An 11326-nucleotide genomic window follows, 5' to 3' on the forward strand; every position below is an offset into this window, starting at 1 on the left:
CAATCTGTAGTCATTAGCGGCAAAATGCGGCCATCTTCGTCAAATTGAATCCGACTATGGCAAGCAAACTGCTGCTACTGAATGGCCCCAATCTGAATTTGCTCGGCACCCGCGAGCCTGCCACCTATGGCGCAACGACTCTGGCCGAAGTGGAGGCCGCCGCGCAAAAACAAGCACAAGCAGCTGGCGCTGAGCTCGCCGTTTTCCAAAGCAACCATGAAGGCGCCTTAATTGACCGCATTCACGCGGCCCGCCTGGAGCTTGTCGACGCCATCGTCATCAATCCAGGCGGATTGACGCATACCAGCGTTGCCTTGCGCGACGCATTGGCCGGCGTTGCCATCCCATTTATTGAAGTTCATATCTCCAACGTTCATCAACGCGAAGCGTTCAGGCATCATTCTTTCTTGTCGGCAATTGCAAAAGCTGTGATTTGCGGTTGCGGTACCGATGGTTATCGCCTTGCCATTGATTTTTCTCTAAAAAATATCTAATTTCTTTTAACTTCGTTCATTTAACGTACATTTTCATTTAATTTAATGTACAATCCGCAGTCCGGCAGCATTGCAAGAACTGTCAAATCGTTCTATATTGCGCCCTTCAGATAATTCAGAACTACTTTTTTTAAGGGGATTACACATGGATTTAAGAAAACTCAAGACCCTGATTGACCTCGTTGCAGAATCGGACATTGCCGAACTCGAAGTGACCGAAGGCGAAGGTAAAGTCCGCATCGTTAAGTCTTCCGCCTTACCCCAAAACCAAGTCGTCATGATGCAGCAACCACAAGCGCATCAACCAGCAGCGCCCGCCGCCGCTCCAGCACCCGTTGCAGCCCCTGTTGCAGCAATACCAGAAGGCCAAATCGTCAAATCGCCAATGGTCGGTACTTTCTACCGCTCTTCTTCGCCAGGCTCCGCCCCATTCGCAGACATCGGCAAACAAATCAGCAAGGGCGATACGCTGTGCATTATCGAAGCAATGAAATTGTTAAATGAAATCGAAAGCGATTTCGACGGTGTGATCAAACAAATTTTGGTCGAAAATGGTCAGCCTGTTGAATATGGCCAGCCATTGTTCGTCATTGGCTAATCCGGGCTAGCGTGTTCATTTTTCCGACACCAAGAGCTGCAACCATTGCCACAGCAAAGTTAAATCATGTTTGAAAAAATTCTTATCGCCAACCGTGGTGAAATCGCGCTCCGTATTCAGCGCGCATGCCGCGAGATGGGTATCAAAACCGTGGTTGTGCATTCTGAAGCCGACCGCGAAGCAAAATACGTCAAACTGGCCGACGAATCTGTTTGTATCGGCCCTGCACCATCAAATCTGAGCTACCTCAGCATGCCTGCGATTATTAGCGCCGCGGAGGTTACTGACGCACAAGCGATCCATCCTGGCTACGGTTTCTTATCCGAAAATGCCGATTTCGCTGAACGGGTAGAGCAATCCGGCTTTGTTTTCATCGGTCCACGTGCAGAATCTATTCGCCTGATGGGTGACAAGGTGTCCGCTAAACACGCCATGATAGAAGCAGGTGTACCTTGCGTACCGGGTTCTGAAGGCGCCTTGCCAGATGATCCAAAAGTCATTGTTCAGACCGCTCGCAAAGTAGGCTACCCTGTCATTATCAAAGCAGCCGGTGGCGGTGGCGGTCGCGGTATGCGCGTCGTCCACACTGAAGCCGCATTACTTAATGCAGTGACCATGACCAAAGCCGAAGCAGGTGCGGCATTTGGCAATCCAGAAGTTTACATGGAAAAATTCCTGGAAAATCCACGTCACGTAGAAATCCAGATTCTCGCCGATCAGCATGGCAACGCCATCTGGCTGGGTGAACGCGATTGCTCCATGCAACGCCGCCATCAAAAAGTGATTGAAGAAGCGCCAGCACCGGGCATTCCACGCAAGTTGATCGAAAAGGTCGGCGACCGTTGTGCTGCCGCCTGTCGCAAAATTGGTTACCGTGGCGCAGGTACTTTTGAATTTTTGTATGAAAACGGAGAATTCTATTTCATCGAAATGAATACCCGTGTTCAGGTTGAACACCCAGTGACAGAAATGATCACTGGCGTCGACATTGTACAAGAGCAGATCCGCATCGCTTTCAACGAGAAATTGCGCTTTAAGCAAAGCGACATTACGATCAGAGGCCACTCGATTGAATGCCGTATCAACGCCGAAGACCCGTTTAAATTCACGCCGTCGCCAGGCCGTATTACGTCATGGCATACGCCAGGCGGACCCGGGATTCGTGTTGACTCACATGCATATGCAGGCTATTTCGTCCCGCCTAACTACGACTCTATGATTGGCAAAGTTATTTCCTACGGCGAAACACGCGAGCAAGCAATCCGCCGCATGCAAATCGCCCTGTCAGAAATGGTCGTTGAGGGTATCCAAACGAATATCCCGCTGCACAGAGAATTGATGATCGATGCACGCTTTATCGAAGGCGGCACCAATATTCATTATCTGGAACACAAACTGGCCGATATGCCAGATTTGTCGAAGAAAAATAAGTAAAGCTTAAGACCTCTTAACACAGGGGCACAAAGGGCACAGAAGGATTAGAATAAGGTGTATTCTTTATATCAAATCCGGATGTTGCCCTTTGGCGTTTTCTCTGCGTCACTTGTATTAAGCCTGTTGGTTATAACGTAGGAATAGAAAGTAATAAAATGGCTTGGATAGAAATTGTCATCGAAGTAGCGCGCGCACATGCAGAACAGTTATCGGACGCCTTGATGGATAGTGGCGCTTTATCTGTGTCTGTTGAAGATGCCGATGAAGGAACTGAAGATGAAAAGCCATTATTTGGTGAGCCAGGCATGGAACCGGATGAAGCGGCCTGGGATCGCAGCCGCGTCGTCGCTCTGGCAGAAACTGACAGTGATCATGCAACCATCGTTGCAGAAGCAGCAGCATCCATTGGCTTGGCAAACACACCAGAATACAGCATTCGTCGGGTTGAAGAACAAGACTGGGTACGCTTAACCCAATCCCAATTTGACCCCATCCATATTGGTAAAAATATCTGGGTTGTACCGAGTTGGCACGATGCACCAGATGCGAACGCATTGATCCTCGAATTGGATCCCGGACTAGCGTTTGGCACCGGTAGCCATCCTACCACTCGTTTGTGTATGGAATGGCTGGAAGAGCATGCACCAAAAGACTTAACTGTTCTGGATTACGGTTGCGGTTCCGGCATTTTGGCCATGGTTGCTAAAAAATTAGGCGCACGTCAGGTCATTGGTGTTGATATCGACCCGCAAGCAATCGAATCTGCGCAATACAATGCTGAACGTAATCAATGCGATATCGACTATGCATTGCCTGCAGAGTTTGGCGTAGCGCACCCCGCAACAGAAAAATTTGACGTCGTGGTCGCCAATATTTTATCTAGTCCACTCAAATTGATGGCGCCAATGTTGGCTGGTCGGGTTGCGGCTGGTGGTTCATTAATTTTATCCGGTGTATTAGCACGTCAGGCTGAAGAAGTCGCGGCGGCGTATGCGCCATTTATTCAACTTAGCGTCTGGGCTGAGCACGAAGGTTGGGTCGCTCTTTCCGGCCAATTAGCAGGATAAAGCTATGGCACTTGCCACCCGCTGCCCCCACTGTCAGACAAGCTTCAGAGTCGCCAACGACCAACTGAAATTACATGCTGGCCTGGTGCGCTGTGGCTCGTGCCAGCAAACCTTTAATGGCGTCGAACATTTGATTCCTTTGGATGTCGCAAAAGCGACGTCTGCTGCGTCGACAAGTCGTGAAAAAAAACCTGCGCCAACGGAAGAATCATCAGCATCAGCATCAGCATCAGCATCAACATCGACGCCAGCATTTATGCAGCGTGAAGTTCAAAATGATGTAGAAGAAGCTGCCGGACATGATGTATTTACTGCATCGGCGCCTGAGGAAGAAAAATTCCTTGCAGATAATGCGCCCCCAGAGCCGGAAGCGCCTGCAAGCAACAGCGTAATGGCCGCATCAACTCAGGAATTACTGCCAGATTCCGCAGCATCTTTAGATTTTTTATTGGGCGATGCTGAAAGCGACGCGGCGCCCACGTCTCTGACACCTGCTGACAGTATCGCAACACAAGCAGAACTAGAAAGCAAAGCCGCTTTACTTTCGCCAGGCGATCCTGGCTGGTCAACCACCGACACACCAGAAAATGTCAATCACGAGGTGGACATCGAACGTAGTCATCAAGCGGACGCGGAGTTGGCAAACATCGATTTTTCTGCTGGAAAAAGCGATAACGAGCCACACGAGCCGTATATCGGCGATGCCGAAGCAGCATTAGAACAACACGCTGCGCGCGCAGTGGATTCAGACAACGAATCCACTGCTGATCTGACATCTGAAGAGAAACCAGATTTTGTCATCAAAGCAGAACGTGAACAAAAGCGCGGTCGTATTATCCGTATCGCAATGGGGGTGTCTTGTTTGCTGCTTTTACCGCTTTTATTACTGCAAGCGGTCTATATTTTTCGCGTTCAAATTGCGGCCAATTATCCAAATAGCAAGGCCATTTTGGTTCAGGCTTGCGGCCTGATGCATTGCGAGATTCCACTGCCAGCGCAAAAAGAACTCATTACGCTAGAGTCTAACGAACTTGAATTGCAGCCAGACGGCAAGATATTTTCACTCGTGATGCAACTGCAAAATAACGGCACGACGCAACAGGCGTGGCCGCATATTGAACTTGTGCTCAATGATGAAAAAGAAAAAGCAGTGTTACAAAAAGCTTTCACACCAAACGAGTACCTGGCAGACAAGGCGCTTTTGAGTAAAGGCTTTACGCCGAAGAGCCAGCAAAATATTACTGTGTATTTTGAATTACCAAAACTCAAAGCAGCAGGCTATCACGTTAGCCTTTTTTATCCTTGAAGCATCTGGTTACTCTGTTGCTGATATATTTTCTGCAACAGAGTGATTTGAAATACAAACTAATATTTATTACTTATTACTTATTACTGATAACTTAAGGTTTCTTGAGTAACGCCAGCGCCAGAGCAAGCATTGCACCAACTTTGGCATTGTGTTTTACCAGAGCGATATTCGTTGCCAAGCTGCGACCACCGGTCAGCTCTTTAATCCGACTTAATAAAAATGGCGTAACCGCCTTACCTGTAATGCCTTGTAATGCCGCTTCTTCCAGCGCCTGCGACGTGATGAGATCAATTTCTTCGGTTGGCATTGCATCGCTCTCTGGAACCGGGTTGGCGATGACAACGCCACCGCGCAAGCCAAGTTGCCATTTAGCGTGTACAAAATTAGCCTGCTCTTCTGCAGTATCCAATTGAAAATCTGCGAGATATCCACTATCTCGTGTGAAAAATGCCGGGAACGCCTTCTGTCCGACGCTGACCACAGGTACGCCATACGTTTCCAGATATTCCAACGTCAAGCCCAGATCGAGAATAGATTTAGCGCCAGCGCATACGACGGCGACCGAGGTCTGCGCTAGCTCTTGTAAATCTGCCGAAATATCAAAACTGGTTTCAGCACCGCGATGCACACCACCAATACCGCCAGTAACAAACACAGAAATGTCGGCCAATTCTGCACAGATCATGGTCGCTGCAACGGTCGTTGCCCCTAGTTTTTTACTCGTCAACACATAAGGCAAATCGCGACGACTGACCTTCATAGCATCTTTCGACTGTCCCAACAATTCCAACTCTGCATCCGATAAACCAATATGAATTTTCCCAGCGATAATAGCGATGGTCGCGGGGACGGCCCCCTGCTGGCGAATTATTTGCTCGACTTCACGCGCCGTCTGCACGTTTTGTGGGTAAGGCATACCATGTGAAATAATGGTCGATTCTAAAGCAACGATCGGCTTGCCGGATAGTCGGGCAGCGCTGACCTCGTCAGAAAAATTCAAATAGACGTGCATAAGGATTCCTCGGTAAATAGGGATGGGTGCAGGCTTTGCGCGACGGTCGAGGCCGTCTTCAGCGTCAGTGCCGCCAAAATCTGTCCGCGCTGGCAAGCAAGTTTTAAATCTGTCGGCGCCTCACTCAACGACCAGCATACACCGGCCACAAACGCGTCCCCAGCACCAGTTACGTCCACGATTTCATCAGGATGAACCGGTGCAGCCGGAAGTACAATCCAATCGTCACTACCTTGACTATGACTGAAAAGAACACCACCCTCACCCAGCGTAACGATCACATCTTGTACGCCTTGGGACTGAAGATGACGGCCAGCAGCGATGATCTCTTCGTGATTCGCGAAAGAATTGCCGTGTCGCTGCTCCAATTCAGCCTGATTCAGAATCAGCAAACGCAAACCAGCCAAATGCTCAGGCAAACGAGCCATCTTGGGCTGCGAAACAGCAACAATAACTAAGGGGATCAGAGAGTGTTTGGCTTCATCCAATAATAGTTGGATGCTTTCCAGCGGTAAATTGAGATCCGCTACGGTCATTATTGCGTTCGCTCTTTGTTGTTGGCGACTAACAAGAAATTCGGAGGTGATGGTTTCACAAAGTTCCATATGCGCCATGGCTAACACTAACTCACCTGCATCATTGAGTAATGCCGTATAAGTCCCGCTTAGCGCGCCAGCAACCTGAAGACTGGCGCCAACATCAATACCGATAGAATCAGCCTGCGCTAACAAGCTTTGCCCGGCTGCATCATCACCAACTGCGCACAACAAACGCGTGGAGGCACCTAAACGTGCCAGGTTTTCAGCAATATTACGTGCCACGCCGCCATAACTTTCCTCTTGATACACCGGATTTGAGGTGCCCAACTGCAGCGGCGCTTTGCTACGCAATTTGCGATCAATATTCGCGCCGCCAATACACACAACAGGACTTAGATCAGGTAAGACATAGGCACGGCCTAGTATACGGCCATCTTTGGTCAGGTTGGCAACATAACCCGCCACTGCCGATCGAGACAATTGTAATTGTGTTGCTAATTCCTGCTGAGAAATATACGGATTTGCTCGCACTAGTTCAAAGAGCTGATCCTTTTTTGACATCGTTTTACCCATATTTTTTACCGCAGAAAATATCGCGCAAATTTAAGGCGCGTAGAAAAAAAACTAACAATGCACGCACTATATCAAACATTTGTTTAAATTTATAAACATTTGTTTTTTTGATTATCTAACTTTTTTACGTACTTTTCTTTGATCGCCAAATTACATCGCCAATATGTCATGCGATATTTGACAGCATCACCTATCAGCCCCACAATCCTAAATGCTGGCAGAGCAATAAAGCGAGATCAAAATCATAAAAATGACCGCTTGCCTTGTCGCAAAGACGCTCAGCAAGTCTTAAAATTGCACAAAATTTCACCAAAAAATTAAGAATGCGCTTGACGAGCCGATTAGCGCATAGTTAAATACGAAATCGATTGCGCAAACGATTGCGCAACCACTTTTTATCGAGAAAATTGCATCATGAAGCCACGGATAACTGTAGTCGGCAGCGTCAATATGGACCTGGTCTTTCGCACACCACGCATGCCTGCGCTCGGCGAGACTTTGCATGGGCATGAATTTCGACAGATTCCTGGTGGTAAAGGCGCGAATCAGGCAGTCGCTGCTGCTCGTCAGGGTGCGAAGGTAAGCTTCATAGGCGCGGTGGGTGATGATGGTTTTGGTGCCTCGTCGTTACAATGCCTGACGGCTGAAAAAATCGACGTGACGTACTTGTCGACCATTCCAGGCGTCGCAACCGGTGTTGCGGGAATTCTGGTTGAAGATGGCGGCGACAATAGCATCGTCCTGGCAGCAGGCGCGAATGGTAGTTTATCGGCGACACATATTGCTGCTGCGCGTTCTGCCATATCTGCAGCAAAACTCTTGCTATGCCAGCTTGAAACCCCGCTGGCAACCGTGGAAGCTGCGATCGATATCGCGCGTGATCTCGGGGTCAGAGTCATTCTGAATCCAGCGCCGGCACAAAATTTAAGTCCAGCCCTGTTAAAGAAAATTGATTTCCTGATTCTGAATGAAACAGAAGCTTCGCAGCTGAGTGGTATTGCGGTCACAGATCAAACTACAGCACGCTCAGCATCACAAGTTTTATCGGGCTTTGGCGTCGCCACAATCATTTTAACAATGGGCGGTCATGGTGCCCTGATTACCGAGCAAACTGGTAGCCAATTTATCCCTGCCATCAAAGTCGACGTTGTCGACACCACTGCTGCGGGCGATACGTTTGTCGGTGCCTTTGCTGTAGGAATCGCACACGGTTTAAGCGTCCTGGATGCAAGTATCGAAGCACAATATACTGCAGCAATGACCGTCACAAAATTGGGCGCACAAACCTCAATTCCGCGACGTCAGGAAGTTCTGGACTTTATGTCCACACGAAAAACCGCGTAATAAAGCAGCATATTGCTGTGATCGGCTCGCAGTTTAAAAACGGATAAGAAACATCAGTATTTGATAAAATTTTGCCACCGTGTCAGAGCATTCACCATTGACATGATAGGCTAGTGAGAACGGTTGATCGATTAATTGTAGATATGCTAGCGTCAGCACCCATAAATCGCCATTAAACGCCCACACTACGAAAACATTACGAAAAACTAAGACGACATCACGCAGACATCTAAAAAAGGAAGCTCTTATGAAACTCAAGCAAATTTGCCTGTCTATGGCTGGTCTGTTAGCAGCAAGCAGCGTCTACGCTGCCGATCCAAAAGTAGCGGTGATCTACGATGCCGGCGGTAAATTTGATAAGTCTTTCAACCAATCAGCGTCCGAAGGTGCTGAGCGTTTCAAGAAAGAAACAAAAATCAATGTGATCGAAGTGCAAGTTGCCAGCGATACTCAAGCCGAACAGATGTTACGTAATCTGGCTCGTAAAAACGTCGACCTGATTGCTGCGATTGGATTTGCACAAGCGCAAGCCGTCCAAAACATCGCTAAAGAATTTCCTAAATCTAAATTTGTCATTATTGACGGCATCGCCAAAGGCGACAACGTCAATTCCGTTCTGTTTAAAGAACAAGAAGGTTCGTATCTTGTCGGCGTCGCAGCAGCTTTAACCAGCAAATCAAAAAAGCTAGGCTTTATTGGCGGCATGGACATTCCTTTGATCCGTAACTTCTCATGCGGTTATACCCAAGGTGCCAAAGCAACCGACAGCAAAATTGACGTTGTGCAAAATATGGTTGGTACAACCACAGCCGCCTGGAACGATCCAGCAAAAGGTGGCGAACTGGCGCGTGCTCAGATGGAACGTGGCGTTGATGTGATCTTTGCGGCAGCAGGCGGTAGCGGCATGGGTACGCTGCAAGCGGTCAAAGAAAAAGGCAAATTAGGTATCGGTGTCGATTCCAATCAAAATTACATTCACCCTGGCAATATGCTGACTTCCATGGTCAAACGTGTCGATCAAGTCATTTACGACAGTTTTATGGAAGTTAAAAACGGCACCTGGAAAGGTGGCGTAACGTACAAAGGTCTGAAAGAAGGCGGTGTTGACTGGGCGTTGGACAAAGACAATCGCAGCGTGGTGAGTGCCGACGTCGAAAAACGCGTCAATGCAGCAAAGCAAGACATTATCAGCGGGAAGATCAAAGTAGTTGATTTCCGCGATGCAAACAAGTGCCCGGTCTGATTTAAGATCTGGCAAACGGGGCGCTGTTGGATAGCGCCCCGAAATTTTTACAATGGCGTATTAAGCCCCGCCCTTATTTATTATCATCTGGAATCCCGAAAGTATGCAGCCAGCCGTCGAATTTCAACACATCTCCAAACGCTTTGGCGCTGTACAGGCCAATCGCGATGTGAGTTTTTCCATTGCACCAGGCTCAATACATGGCGTCATCGGTGAAAATGGGGCGGGTAAATCAACGCTGATGAGTATCCTGTATGGTTACTATCAAGCGGACAGCGGCAAGCTCTTGATCAACGGTCAGGAACAACAGATACGCAACAGTCACGAAGCCATTGTCCTTGGTATCGGTATGGTTCATCAACACTTTATGTTGGTCGAAAATATGACGGTGCTAGATAATGTCATGCTCGGCGGTGAAGGTGGTTTTCGTCTGGCGCAGCGTCGCAAAGAAGTCGAAGCTACCTTGCGTGACATCTGCAAACGCTACAACCTCGATGTTGATCCATTGGATAAAATTGAAGATTTATCAGTTGGCGTGCAACAGCGCGTCGAAATTCTGAAACAAATTTATCGCAGCGCAAATATCCTGATTCTGGATGAGCCCACAGCCGTGCTGACGGTACAAGAAACTGCCTCGTTATTTGAAGTTTTACGACTCTTTAAAGAACAAGGCAAAACGATCATCTTGATCACCCACAAACTCCAAGAGATTCTCGACATCACGGATGAAGTCACCGTCATGCGGAGCGGCTCTGTCGTCGGCTCTGTCATCACCGCCAACACCAATAAAGAACAATTAGCGGAACTAATGGTCGGACGACCGATTGAAACTCAATTGCCACGTGCGCCCTATGCACCAGGTGAAACGGTACTGGATGTAAAGGGCTTAAATCTGATCAATAATCAGCAAGTCAGCTTACTCAAAGATCTGAATTTCACTATCCGTGCTGGTGAAATTGTTGCTATTGCTGGTGTGTCTGGTAATGGCCAAAGCGAGTTGTTGGAAATTTTAAGCGGCATGCGCTTGCCGACCAGCGGCACTATGACGATGAATGGCAAAGCGCTGCCCTTTTCCGGACGTAAAGACGCGGATGGTCTGCCTGCCGAGTATCGTGAACGGGGCATAGGCCATGTACCAGAAGATCGACTGCGAGATGCCGTCATTAAAAATTTTTCTGTGACGATGAATAGTTTCCTCGGCTATCAGAAAAAATTAGGCAAGGCGTTTGGCTTACTCGATTACAAACAAATTCTGAGTAACTGCAACGATATGCTACGTAAATTTGACGTGCGTCCTGCCGATCCCCATTTGCGTATTGCCTTGTTATCGGGTGGCAATCAGCAAAAGGTGGTGATGGCGCGCGAAATTGATGCGAATCCAAAACTCATGCTGGTAGGCCAACCGACGCGCGGCGTTGATATTGGTACGATAGAAAGTTTGCATGCGCGCTTGCTCGCCATGCGTGACTCGGGCATAGCGATTCTGCTGGTTTCGGTCGAGTTAGAAGAAGTGCGCGCTTTGGCAGACCGTATTTTGGTCATGTCGAGCGGGTCGATTACTGGCGAATTAAAAATTGAAGAATTTGATGCGACTCGTATTGGCTTGTTAATGGGTGGGTTGCACAAGCATTAGGGCTTACGCCGCCGTTTCTGCCAATACTGACATCCGTCCCGAAAAAACATAAAGCTAATACTCATCCTACTAGCGACAAT

At 48.3% G+C, this 11326-nt stretch carries 10 protein-coding genes; 8 read left to right on the forward strand and 2 right to left on the reverse strand.

Annotated features, from left to right (window positions below; genetic code table 11):
* The first annotated feature begins 56 nt into the window (after positions 1-56).
* From aroQ to ACO0K1_RS05330, 5 genes are all read left to right on the forward strand, one after another.
* Positions 57-494 carry a type II 3-dehydroquinate dehydratase gene (gene aroQ / locus ACO0K1_RS05310; RefSeq protein WP_423023446.1) on the forward strand — a complete coding sequence of 146 codons (438 nt, stop codon included), beginning with the start codon at positions 57-59 and terminating at the stop codon, positions 492-494.
* Between the two features lie 145 nt (positions 495-639).
* On the forward strand, positions 640-1092 hold the full coding sequence (accB, locus tag ACO0K1_RS05315; protein ID WP_423023448.1) for an acetyl-CoA carboxylase biotin carboxyl carrier protein: 453 nt from the start codon (positions 640-642) through the stop codon (positions 1090-1092).
* A gap of 66 nt (positions 1093-1158) precedes the next feature.
* Positions 1159-2526, forward strand: a complete 1368-nt coding sequence (gene accC / locus ACO0K1_RS05320; RefSeq protein ID WP_423023450.1) for an acetyl-CoA carboxylase biotin carboxylase subunit — start codon at positions 1159-1161, stop codon at positions 2524-2526.
* Between the two features lie 155 nt (positions 2527-2681).
* The gene (gene prmA, locus ACO0K1_RS05325) at positions 2682-3593 is read left to right on the forward strand and encodes a 50S ribosomal protein L11 methyltransferase (RefSeq protein ID WP_423023452.1); all 912 of its coding nucleotides are present in this window, start codon (positions 2682-2684) and stop codon (positions 3591-3593) included.
* A 4-nt stretch (positions 3594-3597) separates the two neighbouring features.
* Entirely contained in the window at positions 3598-4899 is a 1302-nt protein-coding gene (locus tag ACO0K1_RS05330) for a DUF3426 domain-containing protein (protein ID WP_423023454.1), read from the forward strand.
* Between the two features lie 94 nt (positions 4900-4993).
* Here ACO0K1_RS05330 and ACO0K1_RS05335 read toward each other — a convergent pair whose 3' ends face one another.
* Entirely contained in the window at positions 4994-5914 is a 921-nt protein-coding gene (locus tag ACO0K1_RS05335; protein WP_423023456.1) for a pseudouridine-5'-phosphate glycosidase, read from the reverse strand.
* A complete protein-coding gene (locus ACO0K1_RS05340; RefSeq protein WP_423023458.1) occupies positions 5899-7014 on the reverse strand; it encodes a carbohydrate kinase in 1116 nt (371 codons plus the stop codon). The genes ACO0K1_RS05335 and ACO0K1_RS05340 overlap by 16 nt, the downstream gene beginning before the upstream one ends.
* Positions 7015-7440: 426 nt before the next feature.
* On the opposite strand from ACO0K1_RS05340, the gene rbsK reads away from it, so the two are divergent.
* The 3 genes from rbsK to ACO0K1_RS05355 all read left to right on the forward strand — a co-directional run bounded on the left by rbsK (position 7441) and on the right by ACO0K1_RS05355 (position 11246).
* Positions 7441-8370, forward strand: coding sequence for a ribokinase (gene rbsK / locus ACO0K1_RS05345; RefSeq protein WP_423023460.1), 930 nt, complete (start codon positions 7441-7443; stop codon positions 8368-8370).
* A gap of 247 nt (positions 8371-8617) precedes the next feature.
* The gene (locus ACO0K1_RS05350) at positions 8618-9613 is read left to right on the forward strand and encodes a BMP family lipoprotein (RefSeq protein ID WP_423023462.1); all 996 of its coding nucleotides are present in this window, start codon (positions 8618-8620) and stop codon (positions 9611-9613) included.
* A gap of 103 nt (positions 9614-9716) precedes the next feature.
* Positions 9717-11246: an ABC transporter ATP-binding protein gene (locus ACO0K1_RS05355; protein ID WP_423023464.1), complete on the forward strand. Its 1530-nt coding sequence runs from the start codon at positions 9717-9719 to the stop codon at positions 11244-11246.
* Positions 11247-11326 lie beyond the last annotated feature (80 nt).

The sequence above is a fragment of the Undibacterium sp. SXout20W genome, from assembly GCF_049340285.1.
GTDB lineage: Bacteria > Pseudomonadota > Gammaproteobacteria > Burkholderiales > Burkholderiaceae_D > Undibacterium.

What these genes read in the sequence shown, in the direction of transcription:
- aroQ (WP_423023446.1), top strand. Translation starts at nt 57, where the DNA reads ATGGCAAGCAAACTGCTGCTACTGAATGGCCCCAATCTGAATTTGCTC.
- accB (WP_423023448.1), top strand. Translation starts at nt 640, where the DNA reads ATGGATTTAAGAAAACTCAAGACCCTGATTGACCTCGTTGCAGAATCG.
- accC (WP_423023450.1), top strand. Translation starts at nt 1,159, where the DNA reads ATGTTTGAAAAAATTCTTATCGCCAACCGTGGTGAAATCGCGCTCCGT.
- prmA (WP_423023452.1), top strand. Translation starts at nt 2,682, where the DNA reads ATGGCTTGGATAGAAATTGTCATCGAAGTAGCGCGCGCACATGCAGAA.
- ACO0K1_RS05330 (WP_423023454.1), top strand. Translation starts at nt 3,598, where the DNA reads ATGGCACTTGCCACCCGCTGCCCCCACTGTCAGACAAGCTTCAGAGTC.
- ACO0K1_RS05335 (WP_423023456.1), bottom strand. Translation starts at nt 5,914, where the DNA reads ATGCACGTCTATTTGAATTTTTCTGACGAGGTCAGCGCTGCCCGACTA.
- ACO0K1_RS05340 (WP_423023458.1), bottom strand. Translation starts at nt 7,014, where the DNA reads ATGTCAAAAAAGGATCAGCTCTTTGAACTAGTGCGAGCAAATCCGTAT.
- rbsK (WP_423023460.1), top strand. Translation starts at nt 7,441, where the DNA reads ATGAAGCCACGGATAACTGTAGTCGGCAGCGTCAATATGGACCTGGTC.
- ACO0K1_RS05350 (WP_423023462.1), top strand. Translation starts at nt 8,618, where the DNA reads ATGAAACTCAAGCAAATTTGCCTGTCTATGGCTGGTCTGTTAGCAGCA.
- ACO0K1_RS05355 (WP_423023464.1), top strand. Translation starts at nt 9,717, where the DNA reads ATGCAGCCAGCCGTCGAATTTCAACACATCTCCAAACGCTTTGGCGCT.